A 21,154-nucleotide genomic window follows, 5' to 3' on the forward strand; every position below is an offset into this window, starting at 1 on the left:
ATTACCCATGAAAAACCAAGCGGTGAATATCATTATAAACTCCTAGTGCCATCAAGCCAATCAAAAGCACCCAACCTAAAATCGTGAGATAATACAAGCTGTTCTCTGACATTTTTCTTCGTGAAACCATCTCATATAGGTTGAATAATATCTGCCCCCCATCAAGTGCGGGAATGGGCAAAAGATTCATAACTCCTAAATTCACAGATATCAGAGCCACCAAAGTCAATAGCACAACCCACCCACTCTGGGAGGCTTGAGATATAAAATCCACGATAGAAATCACCCCTCCAACCTGATTGATAGGCACGATGCCAGAAATCATCTTTTCAACCCCTTGAAGTATCATTTTACTCGCTTGAAAAGTTTGTTCATAAGCATAAGATAACGAACTCAAAAAACTATATTTAACCACACCTATTTCGCCTTTTGAAATGATTCCTATAAAATTCCTCTGTATCTTTTCTCCAAAAATATTTTTGGATTCCATTATTTTGGGAATGATAGAGGTCTCCTTCAACACTCCATCTCTCTGAAAAATCACCTTCACTTCACCCTTTGCATCCATAATAGCCATGTTGAGTTCTTTCCAGCTTTTAACTTCTTTGCCATTAATATAGCGAATATAATCTCCGCTCATAAGCCCACTAATAGATGCGGGCATACCAGCTTGAAGTTCTCCAACGATAGGTAAAATAACCTTCTGTCCCATCAAAGCAACAACGATATAGATCAAAAAGGCTAAAATAAAGTTAAAAAATGGTCCAGCAAGTAAAATAGCGATTTTTTGGAAATGGTTTTTGTTGCTATAGCTGTCTATATCATCACTTGTAGCTAGAGGATTTGTATCATCTTGACCTTTTAATTTTACATATCCACCAAGAGGAATCGCTGATAAGGCGTATTGTGTTCCCTTGTAGGTTTTTTTGAATATTTTTTTTCCAAAACCAATGCTAAAAACCTCAACAGAAACGCCAAAAAGTTTGGCAACCAAAAAATGTCCCAATTCATGAAAAAAAACCAAAAATGAAAGGATTAAAAGTGATAAAATTATCCACATTATTTCATACTCTTGTAATATCGTATCGCATAATCACCCCCTGAATACAAAGTGGCGAAGGTAGCTATCCAAAGCAATATTTCTCCACCGGGGAAAAAGTCTGCAAGCAAAAATGCAATGGCCAATATTTGAAAACCTGTTTTGTATTTTCCTAACATATTTGCGGCGACTTTTTTGCCACTACTAGCGACGATAACTCGAAGTCCTGTAATAAAAAACTCTCGACTAAGTATAATATACACCGCCCAAGCATTCGCCCTATGAGCAACCAAAAGCCCAACAAAAGCTGATAAAATCAACATTTTATCAGCCAATGGATCAAATACTTCACCAAAAGTAGATTTTGAATTATAATTCCTAGCAATATAACCATCAAAAAAATCCGTCAAAGAAGCCAAACAAAAAATCAAACAAGAAAAGTAATTTATCCAACTCTTATCCGCCCAAGTAGGTAAAAGGGCATCTCCATACAAAATAAATATCAACAAAAATATGGATAAAAATATTCTAGAAATAGTCAAAATATTGGGTAAATTTTTCAAAAGATGACCTTATTGATTGTACTAGTAAGCCAAATTTCCAATGATAAGGTGCTAATATGCTTCACAAACAACCTTTTTTATGCTAAAAATCCCCACAATAAAGACAATCCCGCTCATCAAAAAAGCAACCAATGACAACATCGTGAGAAAATAAAATACTTCCTTCATAGAAAAAAATAAACATGCAAAGAGGAAGATAATAATACCTGCTGCCATCCCCTTGAATGCAAGAACAAAAAATCCAAGAGTGGTAATTTTGCCAAGCTCTAGACATATTTTATAAAAAAAATAAAAATAAAATCCTCCGCAAACAATCACAGCCAAAATACCTGTAAAAAACCAAAAATTAGGAGATAATGGCATTTGTTTCAAATTCATAGCACTCATAATAACAACTATTAAAATACCATCAATCACAGAAAATGTGTAATATTTGAATAACACTTGATTTCTAGCTAGTTTTGAAAGCTTATAAAGCCCAGCTGTAGTAAATCCAAAACTCATAATTGATAAAATCAAAGAAACAACAGGTAAAAGAAAAAAAGGATATACAAGTGCATTTACAAGTATGCCTAAAATCAAGAAATTTTTCGCTATTTTTAATTCTGGGGTATCTTGAATGTGCAAGGTTGCAGGTACAGACATCAATATCCTTGTGTATTTGTTTTTGAGTTCAATATCTAGATATATTGTACTAAAAATAATCAAAAAAACTTATAAATCAAAAAGCCAAAAAATCAATATATCATCTTGTCCAAATAATCTTGAAAATATTTCATGCCTAAGTTGTTATTCAAGATTGCCCATAATAATATCCTAGCTTTCTTTGCGCTCAAATATCCCGCCATCATGGCTCCTTGTTTGATACAATCAATTTCAGATCCTATATATCCATAAGTGCTATAAGCCGTTGGTCCTTCGGTCGTTCTGGTGGCTATAATTACAGGCATACATTCAATAATCTCTTTTAGCCTCTGCGCTGTCTCCAAGCTGACATGCCCTGCACCAAATCCTGAGATAACAAGACCATCTACAGAAGCTTTAACCCAATCTAAAACCCCTATATCAACATCTAAAGTTTGTTCCCATAAAAATATTTTTTTACACAAGCAAGATGGGAGTGGCAAGACAACTCTCTGAAGAGGTGGGCAAAAATATTCCACTCTCCCTTCAGCGACAAATCCATGAGTTTTCCCATCTGAACAAAAAGTCTCCACCGCAAGGCTGTGAGATTTTCTCATCCATCTAGGAACATGAATAGCATCATTCATCACAACCATCACTCCTCTATTTCTACTATTAGGACTAGACGCACTCAAAATTGAGTTGTATAGATTTCTAATACCTTCTGCTCCAAGCATCTCTGGGGATCGCATCGCACCCATTAATATCAAAGGCTCAGATTTATCCCAAAATAAATCACAAAAAAAGGCACTTTCTTCAAGGGTATCTGTCCCTTGTGTGAGTATTACACCATTACTTCCAAGCTCTACTTGTTTTTTTGCCCATCTGAGTGCCTCTAATAGCATTTCAAATTTCAAATGTCCGCTAGGTAAAGCAAATAAGCTCTCTGCATCTATGGAGGCGATTTTTTCAATATCTGGAAGCAATTCAATAAAATCTTTTGCCGATAGTTTTGGTGCAATGCCTTGATTTGACTTGCTTGAAGTCATCGAAATAGTTCCACCCAAAGAACCTATAGATATTTTTGGTTTCATTTTTTACTCCTAAAATTTACCTGGCTTCACAAGCAACATACAAATCATCCCAATACAAGTAACCACACTTGCTACAACAAACATTGCATTATAGCCATTTGAACTAACCAAAACACCAGTAATAGAAGGAGCGAGAATAGAAGCAATATTTCCAAAAAAATGCATCATACCGCTAAATGTTCCTACTTTTTGTTTAGGAGAAGTATCAATAACAACTGTCCAATAAACCGTGTTGGCAAATGAGTTTAGTGCGTTTCCAACTGCTATCATTACAATAGCTACTATCACAGAAGAGCTAAATCCTACGCACAAAAAACTAAGTGTTGTAAGCAGCAATAATCCAGCTGCAAAATAACCTCTAGCAATTCTAGCACTACCTGTTTTTTTGAGTAACAAATCTGATATTTTACCACCTAAAAGGATCGTAATACATGCACCTATCCAAGGTATCATCCCCATATACCACAGAGAAAAAAGATTATAACCAAAAACATCTTGAAGATATTTTGGCGTCCAAGTCAAAAGCAAAAAATTCACATAATTAAAAGCGAAATATCCCGCCGTATTTAACATCAAAGTTCTACTTCTGAAAAAATGCCACCAATGATAGTGAATACCAGATTGAGATTTTTCTTCAATGATTTCTTTTTGGCTGATAATAGCTAGTTCTTCTTTGCTTACTTTTGGATTTTCACAAGGGTGATCAGTCATAATACGCATCAAAAAATATAAAACAATAATTCCAAGCATTCCAAGAACAATAAAAGTAACCCTCCAGCTACCAGAGTAACTTAGCAAAAAAACAGCTACTGGAGCGGTCAATAATGCTCCTAGTGGGGTACTGAGCAATCCCATTGAAACCACAAAACCTCTTTCTTTAGGAGCAGCCCAACTGCTGATGGTTTTGTTGATAACGCAATACACAGGACCCTCAGTCAGGCCAAATAAAATCCTCATCAACGCAAACCCTGCCAAAACCGATCCTCCAAAAAACATCATACCAATATTTCCAGCAAAAGCAGTGAGTGACTCAAAAATCGACCAAGAAATTCCTGCAATGAGCCAAACTTTTTTGGGACCAAATTTATCAGAGAGCAGCCCTCCAAATAATGCCCCAAACATATATCCATAGCCAAAAAATCCAAGTACATTTCCCCATTGTTCTTTATTTAATCCATATTCATTGATAATAAATTCTCCAGAATAAGATAATGCTCCTCTATCAATATAATTAATCAACGCGAGTAAAAGTATCAAAAAGAAAATATTGTACCGATAGTTTGTCTTCCACATGTGACCCCCTTTTTTTATCTGATATGAATCCTTCTTAGATATATTTTAGAAATGTACTCTAAAAATATCATAAAATTCAAAAAAAATTTTGTTCTTATTTGTTTTTTAAAATGTAGTTATTAAGCATGGAGTTCGGTTCTATGGAAAGATTATTTGCTATATTGTATTATTCAAAACGCCTTAAAAAGGCATTTTGAATACATTAGAGAGTTTTTAAAATCGTGTTATTAAGCCTATTTGCAAAATCCTTTGCATTTTCAATGCTTCCAGATTCCAAAAGTTTTGCACAACTAAAGAGTAGATGAGCTGTATCTGTAAGCACATCTTTATCTTTGATATTTTTGAGTTTTTCTAAAATAGGATGATGAATATTTAACTCCATTGTTTTCTTTTGTGGTGGCATTTCCTGCCCCATTTGTCGCATTAGATTTGCCATCATTGCATTTTGTTCCTCACCTACGAGTGCCACTGGCGAGGCAAGAGAACTTGAAAGAGTGATGTCTTTGATTTCATCTCCAAGTGCTTCTTTGAAAGATTTAACAATCCCCTCAAATGATTTTTTGACTTCTTCTGCTATCTCTTCTTCGCCTAATTCTTTAAGCGTTTCACTTGATGTTGCATCTTTGAGAGCTATTTTGTCATACTCACCCACACTAGGAATCACAAAAGAATCCACCTCATCTGCCATCAACAAAACTTCATAGCCCTTTTGGATATATTTTTCCAAGATTGGAGAAGCTTTTAAAATATCGAGATTTTCCCCTATCATATAATAAATGCTTTTTTGATCCTTTGGCATCTTGGCTTTATATTCTTTCAAAGAGACGCTTTCTTCGTTCTTTGAAGAAGTAAATCTCAAAAGATCTAATATCTTATCTTTGTTTTCAAAATCTCCATAAAGACCTTCTTTTAGAACTTTTCCAAATTGTTTATAAAATTTATCATAAGCCTCTTTGTCTTTGGCAATATTTTCAATCTCACTCAAGATTTTTTTAGCAGAAGCTGATTTGATATTGGCCAAAATCTTATTTTGTTGCAATATTTCTCTGCTCACATTTAGCGGTAAATCTTCGCTATCAATAACTCCTTTTACAAAACGCAAATATTGTGGTAAAAGTTCTTTGTCATCATCGGTGATAAAAACTCGTTTAACATAGAGTTTTACACCAGATTTATAATCCACACGATACATATCAAAAGGTGCCACCTGAGGAATAAAAAACAAGGTTGAGTACTCCAAAGTTCCCTCTACCTTCGTATGAACCCATCTCATAGGCTCTGTATTATCATGAGCAAAACTCTTATAAAACTCCTTGTAATCCTCATCTTTGAGTTCATTTTTGCTCATTTTCCAAATAGCCTTAGCAGTGTTAATTTGCTCTCTTTTATCTTCTTTTGTTTCTTTCTTATTTTCTCCCTCTCCTTCAAACTTGCTTTCAGTATAATTCAAATATATTGGAAATGGTATATGTTCGGAGTATTTTTTGACAATATTTTCTATTTCCCATCTACTAGCAAAATTTTTATCTTCATCTTTGAGATAAAGAGTGATTTGAGTTCCTTGCGAATCTTTGGTACAAGTAGATATTTCATATTCTCCCTTACCATCACTCATCCAAGCAAAAGCCTTAGCCTCTCCTGCTTTTTTACTCTGAACGATCACCTTATCAGCAACCATAAAAGCAGAATAAAATCCAACGCCAAACTGACCTATAAGTGCAGAGTCTTTTTTCTTATCTCCGCTCAAAGAAGACAAAAAACTTTTAGTGCCTGATTTTGCTATCGTGCCTAGATTAGCGATCAACTCTTCTTCGCTCATTCCTATTCCATTATCTTCAATGGTGAGGGTTTTTTTTGTTTCATCAAATTTCAGATCAATACAAGGATCAAATTTCAACCCCTTGAGTTTTTCATCACTCAAAGAAAGATAATTGAGCTTATCTAAAGCATCAGAAGCATTTGAAATCAACTCACGCAAGAAAATCTCCTTATTAGAATATAAAGAATGTATCATTAGATCTAATAGCTGATTGATTTCTGTCTGGAAAGTGTGTTTCTTACTCATTACAAACTCCTTGTGTTATTTTTTAGCAATTATAGCATAAGAATAGTCAATTTGCATAATATTTATAATAATAATATTAATATTATTTAGTCTATCTATATAAAGTTTCATTAGTGCAAAAGCAGTGTATCAAAATTCTCAAAGTATTCCTATTATTACTAAATAAATAATAATGTTACTTTTTGTATTAAAAATAAGTTAAAAAAAGATTTAATTATGAATTTTTTATCAAGATTTGGACAAGTATTAACAAAATGGTTTTAGAATCATACCCGATGATATAGCACGAAGCTACTTCATAAAATTTTACAAGGAGACACTATGAGACTCAATCCAAAAGAGCTAGAAAAGCTAATGCTCCACTACGCTGGAGAATTAGCAAGAAAGCGCAAAGAACGAGGAATAAAACTCAACTATGTCGAAGCGGTTGCTTTGATAAGTGCTGAGATTATGGAAGCTGCCAGAGAGGGTAAAAAATCTGTTGCCGATCTTATGAGCTATGGAAAACAAATCCTAAAAGCTAGTGATGTGATGGATGGTGTAGCTAGTATGATACACGAAGTGGGCGTAGAGGTTGGATTCCCTGATGGAACTAAACTTGTCACTGTGCATACTCCTATTGAAGATAATGGTAAATTAACTCCGGGTGAATATATATTGAAGTCAGAAGATATTGAACTCAATAAAGGTAAAAAAGCTATTGAGCTCAAAATCACCAACAAAGGCGATAGAGCTGTTCAAGTTGGATCTCATTTTCACTTCTTTGAAGTCAATAAACTTCTTGAATTTGATAGAGAAAAAGCATATGGCAAAAGACTTGATATCGCTTCTGGAACTTCTGTTCGTTTTGAACCAGGTGAGAGTAAAACGGTTTCACTTATTGAAATAGGCGGACATAAGAGAGTGTTTGGATTTAATGATTTAGCAAACTCTCAGGTCAATGAAGACAACAAAAAACAAGCAATGCAAAATGCTAAAGCCAAGGGCTTTTCTAAATAAGGAGCAATTATGACAAAAATATCAAGAAAACAATATGTTTCAATGTTTGGACCAACTGTCGGAGACAAAGTTCGACTAGGAGACACTGAACTTTTCGCTGAAATTGAAAAAGACTACACCACTTATGGCGAAGAAATCAAATTCGGGGGAGGCAAAACAATCCGTGATGGTATGGGTCAGTGCGTAAGCAATGACGAAAATGAGCTTGATCTTGTTATTACCAATGCAATGATTATTGATCATACAGGAATTTATAAAGCTGATATTGGTATCAAAAATGGAAAAATCGCAGGTATTGGCAAGGCTGGTAATAAAGATATGCAAGATGGTGTATGCGACAATCTACCTGTAGGTACAAGTACTGAAGCACTTGCCGGAGAAGGGCTTATTGTAACTGCTGGAGGAATTGATACACATATTCACTTCATCTCTCCACAACAAATACCCACAGCTTTATATAGTGGCATTACCACAATGATAGGAGGAGGAACAGGTCCTGCTGATGGAACTAATGCCACCACTTGTACTCCAGGTAGATGGAATCTCAAAGAAATGCTTCGAGCTGCAGAAGAGTACACTATGAATTTAGGATTTTTTGGAAAAGGAAACTCTTCAAATGAAGGGGCACTTGCTGAACAAATTAAAGCTGGGGCTTTGGGACTAAAAATTCACGAAGATTGGGGCTCTACTCCTGCTGTTATCAACCACGCTTTAAATGTTGCTGAACAATACGATGTTCAAATCGCTATCCACACAGATACTCTCAATGAAGCAGGTTGCGTAGAAGATACTATCAAAGCTATCGGTGGAAGAACAATACACACTTTCCATACTGAAGGTGCTGGAGGTGGTCACGCTCCAGATATTATCAAAATCGCTGGCGAACCCAATATCCTACCAGCTTCAACAAACCCAACTATTCCTTTTACAAAAAACACTGCCGATGAGCATCTTGATATGTTGATGGTTTGCCACCACTTAGATAAAAAAATCAAAGAAGATGTAGCTTTTGCAGATTCGCGAATCAGACCTGAAACCATAGCAGCTGAAGATACATTGCATGATATGGGAATCTTTTCTATTACAAGCTCTGACTCACAAGCAATGGGAAGAGTGGGCGAAGTTATCACAAGAACTTGGCAAACAGCAGATAAGAATAAAAAAGAATTTGGAAAACTCAAAGAAGAAAAAGGCGATAATGACAACTTCAGAATTAAACGTTATATTTCAAAATACACTATCAATCCAGCAATTGCACACGGGATTTCTGAGTATGTAGGTTCTGTGGAAGTTGGAAAATTTGCTGATCTTGTTATTTGGCAACCTGCTTTCTTTGGTATAAAGCCTGAAATGATTCTCAAAGGTGGTATGATCGTAGCTGCTAGAATGGGTGATCCAAACGCATCTATCCCTACTCCTGAGCCAGTAATCTATCGCGAAATGTTTGGACATCATGGAAAAGCGAAATTTGATACAAGTATTACATTTGTTTCAAAAGCAGCTTATGAAGATGGTATCAAAGAAAAATTAGGCTTAGAAAGAGTAGTATTACCGGTGAAAAACTGCAGAAATATCACCAAAAAAGATATGAAAAATAACGATGTTACTGCTCATATTGAAGTAGATCCTGAAACTTATGTCGTAAAGGTCGATGGCAAAAAAGTCACTTCAAAACCAGCTGACAAGCTCAGCCTTGCTCAGCTTTATAACTTGTTTTAATTTTTAAGCTTCCCATCAAAGGGAAGCTATCAAATTTATAAAAAAGGATTTAATTATGTTAGGACTTGTATTGATGTATGTGGCAATTGTTTTAATGAACAATGGCTTGTGCAGATTAATGAAAGCAGATGGAAAAGCTACGGCGGTAATGAATGTATTTGCGGGACTTTTATCAGTAATCGCAAATATTATTGTAATGGTACATGGGGATTTTGAAAACAATATACAAGATCTATACGCTGCTGCTACAGGATTGTTATTTGGATTTACTTATCTATTTGTAGCTGTGAATAATATCTACAAACTTGACCAAAGACCTTATGGATGGTATAGTCTTTTTGTAGCTATTAATGCAATCCCAGCAGCTTATTTGAGCTATACTCAAGGAACAGATGAAGGCTTTTGGTTTGCTATAATTTGGATACTATGGGGTATCTTATGGCTCACTGGATGGATCGAAACTGTGCTTAAAAAAGATTTGCCATTTGTTCCTTATTTGGCTATTTTCGAAGGTATCGCTACTGCTTGGATTCCTGCTTGGCTTATCATTACCGGTGTTTGGTACTAAGAGCAGTTTGAATGCTTATTGAACATTTAGAAGGTAACCTAAAAGATAGGGATTTTTCTGCCTTCAAGATTGACTATGTCGATCTTGAATGGTACGATAGTAGAAAAAAAATAGCTAGATGGAAAACTCGAAATGGCAAAGAAATCTCTGTAAGATTATCAAATCCACCCAAGATGGGCTTCTCACAAGGTGATATTTTGCATCAAAATGAGAATGAAATCATTGCTATTAATATTTTGCCTACACTTGTTTTAAGACTTATTGCAACCTCTCCTGCAGAAATAGCAAAAATTTGCTATGAAATAGGAAATCGTCACGCGAGTCTGTTTTTTGGAGATAACGAATTTGAATTTAAGACGCCATTTGAAAAACCACTGAAAGTTTTATTTGACAAACTAGATATAAAAAATGATATCTTAAATTCAATACTTGATTCAGCTTATAGAATTTCTGTAAGCATGGCTCATTCTGAGCCTGTTTTCAAGGTCAAGGCAAGTCCTGATCTTAAAATAACCATTTCGGGAGAAAAAAATTGATTCTAAATAAAGATTTCTTACTTCTACAAATCAACGATGCACTTTTTCCTATCGGGAGCTATACACACTCTTTTGGACTAGAAAGCTATATCCAAATGGGCAAAGTCAAAGATAGCTCAAGTGCCTTAGAATATATCCAATCCAATCTTCACACTGCTTTTTTGTATAACGAGCTTTTAGCGATAAAGCTTATCTATAAATACGCCATTGAAGAAAATCTACAAAAAATACTGGAGATTGAAGAGCTTGTGTGTATCTCAAGTTCTCCTATGGAACTACGTTTTGCAAATCAAAAACTTGGAGCAAGATTTCTCAAAACCATCAAAATAATGGAGTTGTCTGCAAAAGATTTTTTTCAAGTCTATTTGCAATCTACCAAAACCCCTACACACTCAAGTGCATATGCAGTATTTTGTGCATGTATGGGACTAGAACTATCTGTAAGTATCAGGCATTATCTGTATGCACAATGTTCAAATACCGTTACAAATTGCGTAAAAACAATCCCTCTATCTCAAAATGATGGACAAAAGATACTTTTAAGACTTCATAATACTTTTGAAAAAGTATTGCAAGAGCTAGAAAAACTAGAAGAAACCCATCTTTGTTCTTCCAGTATTCACAATGATATTAAAGCAATGCAGCATGAAACATTGTATTCTAGACTTTATATGTCTTAATCTCAACAAAAAAGGAAAAATATGGTAAAAATCGGTGTTTGCGGTCCAGTAGGAAGTGGAAAAACAGCCCTAATAGAGGCATTGACAAGAATGATGGCAGATAAATACAGTATGGGAGTTATCACTAATGATATCTACACCAAAGAAGATGCAGAATTTATGAGTAAAAACTCTGTGATGCCAAAAGAAAGGATTATGGGGGTAGAAACAGGGGGTTGCCCACACACAGCAATCCGAGAAGATGCTTCTATGAACCTTGAAGCAGTAGAAGAAATGTATTCAAGATTCCCTGATATTGAAATAATGCTCATAGAAAGTGGCGGAGACAATCTTTCGGCTACTTTCAGTCCAGAACTAGCAGATTTTACTATTTTTGTTATTGATGTTGCTGAAGGGGATAAAATCCCTCGAAAAGGTGGGCCTGGCATCACAAGATCAGATCTGCTTATCATCAACAAGATCGATTTGGCCCCCTATGTGGGAGCTGATCTTGGAGTGATGGAGCGAGACTCTAAAAAAATGCGTGGCGAAAAACCATTTATTTTTACCAATATAAGATCTAAAGAAGGCGTGGATAAAATCATCTCTTGGATCAAAAAAAATGCATTGCTAGAGGACTAGAATGACAAGCTACGCTCAAGAAACCAGCTTAAAACTCAAAACAAAAGTTGGGCAAAATGGCAAAACCATTATCGAGGATGCATTTTTCACTCCTCCATTAAAGCTAATGTCTCCATTTTATGAAGATGACGATATAGCAAACATTATGCTTATATCTGTAAGTGCGGGTCTTTTAAAGGGTGATTGCCAAAAGCTAAACCTAGAAATTGGAGAAAACTGCAGAGTAAAACTTAGTTCGCAAAGCTTCGAAAAAATCCACAATACCGAAGATGGCTATGCCTCAAGGGATACAGATATTAGCATTGGCGAAAATGCGGCATTTGATTTTTCTCCATTGCCTATTATTCCATTTGGAAATTCTGATTTTAGAGCAAGCACTACAATCCATATGCACTCTAACTCCAAGCTTATCTATAGTGAAATCATTTGTGCTGGAAGAATCAGTAGGGATGAAATATTTAATTTTAAAAATTTCACTTCTGTACTCAAAATCTATAGGGACAACAAAGCCATTTTTTTTGACAATACTATTTTGCAACCAGAAAAATTAAATCTTCAAAATATGTGCATGTTTGATGAATTCACACACTATCTCAATCTTCTTATCTTCGATTCTTCTATTAGTATTGAGTATCTTAAAGAGTTACTTGAAGAAATGAAGCTTAATGGTGCTGTGAGCGAATTATCAAGTGGGGGGCTGTGTCTAAAGGCACTCTGCAAAGGATCTGAGGAACTCATCAAGCTAAGAGAAAAAGTCTCCTTATAGTTAGCTTATCAATAAAGAGAAGCTTTTTACCTGGTTAATATCATATTTACCTTGTTTTGCCTCATTATTTTTTGCTAGAGCAAAGTGCGTAAACCAGGATAAAATCTCTAAATCTCTGTAATGCCCATAAATCACAACAAAGATAAGAGTCTCTTATCGACCCTTATCTTTGTATCATTTCTTTTTCTTCTGTGGAATTTCTTTTTTAGTCTTATTGGCAGATTTTAGTTCCTTTGAAACTTTATTTTGGGAATTCTTTTGCATCCTTTGAATATCTTTTTTATCTTTATTTTGCTTTGCCTCTAGGGCTTTAGTGGCATTTTTCCAGTACTCTTCATTGTCTTTTTTCTCTTTGGCGATGCTAGTTTGCAAATTTTTAGTTTCTTTGCTTTGTTTATCTAGCAAGTCTTTCTTTTCTTTGGCTTGTTTTGCCCTAAAATCGTTCAATGCCTTTGTCTGAGATGTCTGTAAATCTTTAATCTCTTTGGCTTGTTTTGCATTAAAATTTTGCAATGCTTTATTTTGACTTGTTTGAAGTTTTGCTTTAGTTTTTGTATCAGCTTTTTTAATCTCTCGTTCCTGTGATTTTACAAACTCTTCTTTAGTTTTACTTTGTTTATCTAGCAAATCTTTCTTTTCTTTAGCTTGTTTGTCAGAAAACTCCTTAAATTGTTCGGATTGATTTTTTTCAAAATCTTTAAGCTGCTGGGCATGTTTGTTTTTTAGTTGTTTTGTATTTTCGTTCGCCCTATTTTGAATATCTTCAGTAGCATTTAATTTATTAGATTGAAACTCTGCAGATTCTTGATCTTGAAGCTTCTGAAATTCAGCGTCAGAAACTCCATCATCCATAGCTTTTTTTATCTGCAATGAAAGAGCTTTTTTTTGTGCTTCTTCGAGAGCTTTTTTATCTCTTATTTGTCTAGCTTTTAGTTCTTGCTCTATTTTTTGTAAATATGCTGAACTCTCTTTTTCTTGCTTAGCAATAAAATCTTCTACGATTTTATTTTCTTTCTCTTGTCTAGCTTTTAGTTCTTGTGCCTCTTGAAGTTGCTTATTTTTTAGATTTGCGATAGCTTTGGCTTGTTTTTCTTCTAGCTCTTTGATGTCCTTAGATGCTCTATCAGAAAACACCTTCATGTCCTTGGCTTGTTTTTCTTCTAGCTCTTTGAGTTGTTGTTGCTGTTTGGCTTGAATTTTTGCCTTATCCTGTGCTTTGACATCCTTAAGTTCTTGGGCATTTTTAGCTATCAAATCTTGTTTTTCTTTGGCTTGTTTTTCCACATAGTTTTGCTTAGTTTGAGCTTGTGCATCAAGCATATCTTTTTTATTTTTGGCTTGTTTTTCTTCTAGCTCTTTGAGTTGTTGAGGTTGCCTTGTTTGAAGCTCTTTTATCTGCTTACTATGTTGAGTTTCATTATTTTTTCTATTAAGTTCTGCATCACCTTCTATGTTTTTGTTAACTCTGTTTTTAGCATCTTCTAATACTTTTATCTCTTGAGCTTGGAACTTCTGCAATTCACTATCAGGAAGAGCCTCATTGATAACTTTGGCAATAGCAAGTGTCAAAGTCTTAAATTTTGCAGTATCTAAAGTGCGTTCTTTTTTTCTAATCGCAATATTAGCTTCTTGTTTTGCCTGTGCAGTTGCAATAACATCTGCCTTTTCTTTCTCAAAAATCTCAGATTGTCTGATTCTGTCTTGTTTGAGTTTGACTCTAGCGATACCCTCATCAAGCCTTTGTGTGTAAAGTTTGATATTTTTGATTCTTTTTTCTTCTGCTAGTTTTGCAGCCAATGGGTTGAGTGCATGACCAAATTCGTATCTCAAGCCAACAGAAACAAGATAATTTTGATTAAAATAAGTCCCCAAAAAGCCGCTATCTATATCTGCATACACTCTCCAGTTTTCAGACACAATAGAATTCAATCCCAGATTTATCATCAACTGTTGATTGGGTTCAATTAATGTTTGAGCTGAAGAATAATTTGTCTTATAATTGATGACTCCACCATTAACAATATCTGCAACATAAAATGCGCCAATCCTAAAATCGGTTTGATTTTTATCAGTTTTTAATCGATAGCCAAGATTTGCCCCCACTTTTCCTCTAAAGTTGAAAATATAGTTCAGATCTGTATTAAGCGTAGCAACAAAATCGTTATTTTGCATAAGACCGCTTTGAGAGACTTGATTGATAACTCCGCCATTCATCAGCCCCAAAATAACTTCTCCTGAAGGCTCTATATAAAGAGTTTTATCTTTATTTGTATAATAGCGATATCCTAGTTCCTGCCCAATACTTCCTCCATTGGAATTCAATGGCACATTGTAATTAGCATTATCTTTTAGAGAAATCCTATTTCGGATATAAGTATATTTTACAATCGTATCAGTAAAAAACCCTTGAGTACCTACCCAAGAATAATACCCTGCAAACTCAAGCACATTTGCACTTCCATTATAAGCATTTCCTTTGATAGAGTCATATCCATAAGTAAATGCTCCTCCTAAAAATTGCTCTCCAACATTGGTGTTCCAACCATAATCATAACCAAACTGAATGTTGTTTGAATAAATCTTAGAATCATCTCCTCTAGCACTACTATTAAGACCACTAAATACCCTAGACCAAGCACCTTGTGCATATGAATTATCCCTAAGCTCACCCATTCTTTTGTTAAGATTATTGATATTGGCTAGAAAAATACTATAGTTTGAAGTAATAGCGCTATTTGTATCAGCCAAACTTCTTGGATCTACTTGCGTGGCTGCTGATTGGATAAAATACCCCATAGCATTAGCATCTTTGGCATCTGGGTTAATATCAATACTTCCAGTTCCACTTCCATCTGCTTTTCTATCCACTTTTACAGGCTTGGTTGTCAAAATCGTACTCACCTGATCATACCCTTGCTGAACATTAGAAGCAGATGTATCAAAAACCATAGAGGTATTAGGTTTAGGACTATTTTCTATCACAGCTACGAGTATGTTTTTATCACTCAAATCCCCTGTAATAAGATGATTGTAATCTTGATAAACTTGTAAATAATCACTCAAATGTTGTCCTGTAGCGACATCTGAAATAATAATACGATCGGTATTATTTGGAATCTTATTGATATTAAGTGTGCTATCTGTTTTACTTGCATCAATCCCTACTCTAAAAATAGCATTATTAAAATTATCCATCTCTAAAATATGCATTGTAGAAAAAGTATTTTTCTGAAAAGCACGGGTAACCTGCTCTCCACTAGTAGCGAGATCGATAATGGTATTATTTTTTTGACCCAAAGTTGCTTCAAACATTGTATCAATATCAGCGGTAAAATTTTGGTTTGAAGAGAGCTTGGAGATGACAGAATTTGACCCTCCATCTAAAACAAGTTTGCTTCCTTGCGAAAGAATAAAATTAGTATTATCTGTTTTGGCAAACATCTCCCCAATAAATGCAGAGTTCTCGCCAAAAGTAACCTCATATTGTTTGTCGCTACTTGAAGGTAGGTTGTATTCAGCTCCCACGATAACACCATTAATTTTCATTCTATAAATGTTGTCTTTAACCCCACTTGGAGATACTCCTGACTTATCTAAGAATATCGAAGCGTAATTTTTCTCATAAATATTTCTAAAAGGGCTAAGGATTCTATCAGCTTTGGCAGCATCAAGGGTAATTGCAAGTCCATCTTGATAGGTATAGCCATTGATTTTGAATACTTGTTTTGTAGGATTTTTAGGATCAATGAGTGCCTCTCCACTTTTAATACAAGCATCAGTTATAGTTGCACATTCAGTGCCATTAGCAAAAAAATCATTTTTCACACTACTATCAAAACCATCTGCAAAAATTATATTGGCAGTTCCGCCACTATAATCAACCTGAGCAGTTCCACTCACTGGACCTTCTACTGCAATATTTGCCTTACCTCCATTGTAGTTACCAATATGAAATACAGGATATATTTTTTGACTTGTTAGCACTTGAGCAATCGCAGCATTAATAGAAAGTGTGATATTACTCTCTCCTCCATAAGTGTTGATTCTGGAGATTTCGCCATTTTGATTAGTGTATAAAGACATGTTCAAATCCACAAAATTCATTCCATCATAAGTATTCATCGATCCGGCAAACACAGAGCCATTTTTTATTTGAGTGATGTTTGTCCCACCTTGTGTTGTGATATTTCCATAAAGTTCAGAATTATCCAATGATGTGTAATTAATACCTTGAAAAGTCTCTATATTACCAACCATAGCCGAATTTTTTAGAGTGGTTTGAGTGGTCATTCCATTCCCATTGGATTTGATATCACCTAAAAATAAATTGGTATCCATAGATATGCTACTAGTCACCTTTTTGATATTCAAAGCATTGCCATTTTCAATCAGAATATCTCCCAAAATAGCACCATTTTGAAAACTAATAGAATTCATCGTATCAGAAGCCGAAGAAGAGCCCAATGTTAGATTGCCCTTAAATAAATCAGCAGGGGTATTATTGAGCATAGAGATAAAATCAGGAGTCATCTTGCCTGTAATAATTGCAGATTTTACTATAGTCATACTGGCTGGATCAAATGGATTTCCACTGCTAGATAGAGATGATGTTGAAGGATTTGCAGAGATAAGCTTTTTTGTGCTTTCAGAAAGGGTTGTATTACTAAAACTAAGAGTATTTTCACTGCCTCCAGAAATAAGAATATCTCCACCTATTTTTGGAGTATCTTTGAAATTCAAAGTATTTTTCTTTCCTCCTAATATTCTAATATCTCCATCTGTAAAAGATGAACTAGAGAAGTTAAAAGTGTTGCTTTTCCCTCCAATAATCGTAAAAGAACTATTAGTAAAGCTGCTATTAGTGATGTTGAATGTATTTGTAGGATCTTGATAACAAAGAGATCCTTCAGTGCAATTCTCCCAATTAGTCCGGTCATCATCAGGGATCTGAGAGTAGTCTTTGAGTAATCGACTTATTTCAATATTAAAATGATCAAAACTTGAATTATCAGATATGTTAAAAGTGTTTGTTCCACCATTAATAGAAAGAGTGCCTTGTTTCATCTTGGTTTTGTCTTTGATGGTGAAGTTATTTCCTCCTCCAGATAAAGAAATATTTCCCTGAAAAGAAGAGGTTTTATCCACTCCTGAAGCATTATCTGAATCGGTTGATGCAAGTGATTCAAAGGTAAAATCCATCCCAAGATGGAAGGTTTTATAGGTATCATAGCTTCTAGGAGTATATACTTTAGTTGTTTTTACAACATTACCAGTCATGGTTTTACCAGTGCTATCTACACGCAAAGTAGAAGTACCAGGAGTATGTTCTGTCCAACAGCTTCCTTTCGTATCTCCACCTGGACAATTAGTTGGCTTTTGATCCCAATAAATGTCAACCCCGGTAGCACTAATTGTTGTTTCATCGTGATATTGAGGATTTGGATCGGTTTTTTCAGTATATGTCATCGTAGTTTTTGTAACCTGCGTTCCATCACCATTGACGATAATATTTGCCCTAATATCAGATCCCTTAGAATCAAAAGAGTTATTAGTGTTACCTGGAATTGAACTTGGAGCTTTGTTGTTTAATATAATAGTCCCGCCATTGAATGTGTTATTTTTAAAAATAATATTCCCCTTAGGAAATTCAAAATCCAAAGTTGTATTATTAAACACATTGTTATTGATAGTGGGGTAGTAACCAAGCACAGATGTATTAAAATTACTTACTTCAAGTCCTGGCAAAAAACCTAATGTTATTTTAGAATTATTAAACGTAGAGCCATTGAAAGTAAAATACTGGCCAGTAAAAGCAGCATCGCGATCAAAATAAAAGGTAATATTGCCATTAAAAACACTGTGATCAAAGTCCAGCCCCGTAGTGGAATAGGCTTTTATATAAAGATTGCCATTAAGAGTGGAGTTTTTAAAAGTGATTGCATTACTATTTTCGTTCAATTTATAGTTAGCTAGATTGATGTTTCCATTAAAATTGACAGTATCAAATGACATTTTTAAGTTAGTTAGAGGAGAATTATAACTAAGTCCATCTTTAATATCTTTTATAAAGTTAATATTTCCATAATAGTTGGCATATTTAAAATCAATCCCAAGTTCGGATTTTTGACTCAGTGATTTGTTAGGATTTGCAGGATTTGGTTTGTATGGCACATTTAGATAAATATCACCATTGACATTAATGCGATTGTTAGCATCTTTTCCATAGGCTTGAAGATACATATTCTTAGTATCACCTGGGTTGCTTGGATTGTGAATGTTGAGTTGAACATTTTGATGATCAGGAGTGGTGTAGACACTTTTAGATTCTTTAAAATCCCATTCAGAAGCACAAAAATCCGTTGATGCTGTGCAAGATGCATTAGAGATTGGCTCGGCAGCATACGCACCTCCTAGCAAAAGAAGAAAAAAAGGTAGGGCTTTCAAAATACGCCCCCCCCCCCCCGCTACTAGAGTAGGAATGTAATCTAAAGAGTATTTTTGTGTTCTTTTATTGGATTGGCTATCAGTGTCAAACAGCGAATCTAAAGGTAATCTAGGCATTATTTCTCCTCAGCATGTTTAGGTGATAAAATTATCTATGATTCTATAACTTATTTATTAAAAATGGCTTAAAATTTATTTTAACAAAATAATCTCTAATTGATTAATTTATATAATTTATCTATTAATAATTTTTTTTAAAAAAATTAAAATTACTTATTGATGGTCGAAGAATTATCATTTTTAGGCATTTTTAAGAATATTTTATGGTTTTGAAACTTGCTTTTAAATCAAATTTTGGAGTGATATTTTGGGGTGACAAAATGCTCAGTTAAAAAAAAATAGATCTCAAATTTTGAGATCTATTCAAGGTTATTTTATCAATGTCGCTGCATCTACATAAGGAAGTTTGAAAGCATCAGCAACAGTCTTAAGACCTATCTTGCCATCATAAGCATTCAATCCCATCAAAGCACCAGGCATTTTAAGCATTTCTTTCCAACCAGAATTTGCGATAGTTAGAACATAAGGCATCGATTCATTTGAATAGCAGATACTCGCTGTTTTTGCCACAACACCTGGCATATTGGGAACGCCATAGTGCAATATGCCATCTACATAATAAGTGGGATCATCATGATTTGTCTGATGAATCGTTTCAATACATCCACCTAGATCACAAGCTACATCCACAATCACTCCACCTTTGTTCATGAGTTTTAGATGTTCTCTTTTGATAACTTTTGGTGTAGCTGTAGCAGTTACCAAAACTGCTCCTACAATAGCATCAGCACCTTTTAGGGCAGTTTGAATACCTTCTTGTGTAGCATACAAAAGCTTGACCTTATTTTCTATCACAAGAGGATGTGTAGCTACTCGATGAACATCAATATCTAGCACCCATACATCAGCACCCATACCAACTAGTGTTTTTGCAGCATTCATCCCTACAACACCTCCGCCTACTACCACAACTCTAGCAGGAGGCACTCCAGCACAACCACCTATGAGTATGCCTCTACCACCACGATTAGTGCAGAAATACTCTGCTACAAGCTGTGCTGCGAGTTTTCCTGCAACTTCACTCATTGGAAAAAGCACAGGATAATTACCCTTAGGTCCAGGAATAGTTTCTCCGCATATAGAAGTAACTTTGGAATCCACAAGAGCTTGAGCTAATTCTTTTGAATATGCCAAATCAAGAAAGCTATAAAGCACCATATCTTTACGCAAATATTTGTATTCATCTTCAAGTGGCTCTTTACATTTTACTAATAATTCGGATTTTTCCCATACAGTACTTGCATTTGCAAGCACCTCTGCTCCTGCTTGTGCATACATTTCATCTGTAAAACCTATCTCTTCGCCCAAGCTTTTCTGTACTAATATTTGGTGTTTTGGATTGGACTGTTTGAGTCTTGCTACATCTGAAGGGATAAGCCCAACTCTATGTTCGTGGTTCATCGTTTCTTTTGGAATACCTATAATCATTCTAACTCCTTGTTTTCTTTAAAATTTACGCGATTGTATTTTTGATTATATCACCATCTTTGATGATGAGATTGAATTTGTCTTCATACTGATAGATGAGTTTAAAATCCTTGAGTGGGTTACCATCTACCAAAACTACATCAGCCCAAGCTCCGGGTTTAATAACTCCTAATGGTGCTTGTATATAAGGATTTCTCTCTCCGCTCATTGCCATTAATTTTGCATTTCCTGAAGTAGCCACTCTTAAGGTTGCCAAAGGTCCTAATACTTCTGAGAACAAATAAAGCATATAGTTTTGACCACTTGCATAAAAAGCACTGAATAATATATCTGTCCCAAAAGCATAATTACACTTGTTTTTCGCAGCATATCCAAGTGTTTTTCTCCAAGCACCATCTAAGATCGCACCTTTTGATCCTGGAGGAGCTTTTGGAAAATATTTATTAGCTTCAAAAGGTTGAATGCTAAGCCATATGCCTTCATCTGCCATTCTTTTGATAGTTTTTTCGGTTGCAAAATGTCCATGCTCAATAGACTTCACCCCTCCATCAATGGCACGATTCACCCCTGCATCGCTATATACATGGGAACATAC

Annotated in this window: 16 protein-coding genes; 7 read left to right on the plus strand and 9 right to left on the minus strand. The window is 35.0% G+C overall.

Annotation, left to right across the window (positions count from 1 at the left end; genetic code table 11):
- Position 1 precedes the first annotated feature (1 nt).
- The 6 genes from rseP to htpG form a co-directional block, all read right to left on the minus strand.
- The gene (gene rseP / locus Q5I06_RS04035; RefSeq protein WP_305516744.1) at positions 2-1,060 is read right to left on the minus strand and encodes an RIP metalloprotease RseP; all 1,059 of its coding nucleotides are present in this window, start codon (positions 1,058-1,060) and stop codon (positions 2-4) included.
- The gene (pgsA, locus tag Q5I06_RS04040) at positions 1,060-1,602 is read right to left on the minus strand and encodes a CDP-diacylglycerol--glycerol-3-phosphate 3-phosphatidyltransferase (RefSeq protein WP_305516745.1); all 543 of its coding nucleotides are present in this window, start codon (positions 1,600-1,602) and stop codon (positions 1,060-1,062) included. The genes rseP and pgsA overlap by 1 nt, the downstream gene beginning before the upstream one ends.
- A gap of 51 nt (positions 1,603-1,653) precedes the next feature.
- Complete coding sequence (locus tag Q5I06_RS04045) at positions 1,654-2,247, minus strand: hypothetical protein (protein WP_305516746.1); 594 nt, start codon at positions 2,245-2,247, stop codon at positions 1,654-1,656.
- Positions 2,248-2,339: 92 nt separating this feature from the next.
- Positions 2,340-3,320: an asparaginase gene (locus tag Q5I06_RS04050; RefSeq protein WP_305516747.1), complete on the minus strand. Its 981-nt coding sequence runs from the start codon at positions 3,318-3,320 to the stop codon at positions 2,340-2,342.
- Positions 3,321-3,329: 9 nt separating this feature from the next.
- Complete coding sequence (locus tag Q5I06_RS04055) at positions 3,330-4,613, minus strand: MFS transporter (protein ID WP_305516748.1); 1,284 nt, start codon at positions 4,611-4,613, stop codon at positions 3,330-3,332.
- A gap of 202 nt (positions 4,614-4,815) precedes the next feature.
- Positions 4,816-6,678, minus strand: a complete 1,863-nt coding sequence (gene htpG / locus Q5I06_RS04060; protein WP_305516749.1) for a molecular chaperone HtpG — start codon at positions 6,676-6,678, stop codon at positions 4,816-4,818.
- Positions 6,679-6,999: 321 nt separating this feature from the next.
- Here htpG and ureA point away from each other — a divergent pair, with 321 nt between their 5' ends.
- From ureA to Q5I06_RS04095, 7 genes are read left to right on the plus strand one after another with little or no spacing between them, the layout of a single operon-like run.
- Positions 7,000-7,677 (plus strand): urease subunit alpha, encoded by a 678-nt coding sequence (gene ureA, locus Q5I06_RS04065; protein ID WP_305516750.1) that lies wholly within the window; start codon positions 7,000-7,002, stop codon positions 7,675-7,677.
- A gap of 9 nt (positions 7,678-7,686) precedes the next feature.
- The gene (ureB, locus tag Q5I06_RS04070) at positions 7,687-9,396 is read left to right on the plus strand and encodes an urease subunit beta (protein WP_305516751.1); all 1,710 of its coding nucleotides are present in this window, start codon (positions 7,687-7,689) and stop codon (positions 9,394-9,396) included.
- Between the two features lie 55 nt (positions 9,397-9,451).
- Complete coding sequence (locus Q5I06_RS04075; protein ID WP_305516752.1) at positions 9,452-9,964, plus strand: AmiS/UreI family transporter; 513 nt, start codon at positions 9,452-9,454, stop codon at positions 9,962-9,964.
- 11 nt (positions 9,965-9,975) lie between these two features.
- Positions 9,976-10,500, plus strand: a complete 525-nt coding sequence (gene ureE / locus Q5I06_RS04080) for an urease accessory protein UreE (protein WP_305516753.1) — start codon at positions 9,976-9,978, stop codon at positions 10,498-10,500.
- Positions 10,497-11,180 (plus strand): urease accessory protein UreF, encoded by a 684-nt coding sequence (locus Q5I06_RS04085; RefSeq protein WP_305516754.1) that lies wholly within the window; start codon positions 10,497-10,499, stop codon positions 11,178-11,180. The genes ureE and Q5I06_RS04085 overlap by 4 nt, the downstream gene beginning before the upstream one ends.
- A gap of 21 nt (positions 11,181-11,201) precedes the next feature.
- Positions 11,202-11,801, plus strand: a complete 600-nt coding sequence (gene ureG / locus Q5I06_RS04090) for an urease accessory protein UreG (RefSeq protein ID WP_305516755.1) — start codon at positions 11,202-11,204, stop codon at positions 11,799-11,801.
- Between the two features lies 1 nt (position 11,802).
- Complete coding sequence (locus Q5I06_RS04095; protein WP_305516756.1) at positions 11,803-12,567, plus strand: urease accessory protein UreD; 765 nt, start codon at positions 11,803-11,805, stop codon at positions 12,565-12,567.
- 174 nt (positions 12,568-12,741) lie between these two features.
- Here the strand turns inward: Q5I06_RS04095 and Q5I06_RS04100 are convergent, their stop codons facing one another.
- The 3 genes from Q5I06_RS04100 to Q5I06_RS04110 all read right to left on the minus strand — a co-directional run.
- Complete coding sequence (locus tag Q5I06_RS04100; RefSeq protein ID WP_305520913.1) at positions 12,742-19,128, minus strand: autotransporter outer membrane beta-barrel domain-containing protein; 6,387 nt, start codon at positions 19,126-19,128, stop codon at positions 12,742-12,744.
- A 312-nt stretch (positions 19,129-19,440) separates the two neighbouring features.
- Entirely contained in the window at positions 19,441-20,559 is a 1,119-nt protein-coding gene (locus tag Q5I06_RS04105) for an alanine dehydrogenase (protein WP_305516758.1), read from the minus strand.
- 25 nt (positions 20,560-20,584) lie between these two features.
- Positions 20,585-21,154: amidohydrolase family protein (locus Q5I06_RS04110; RefSeq protein WP_305516759.1), on the minus strand; the 570-nt coding region annotated here is incomplete at its 5' end.

The sequence above is a fragment of the Helicobacter cappadocius genome (genome assembly GCF_030688855.1).
In the GTDB taxonomy this organism is placed as follows: Bacteria; Campylobacterota; Campylobacteria; order Campylobacterales; family Helicobacteraceae; genus Helicobacter_J; species Helicobacter_J cappadocius.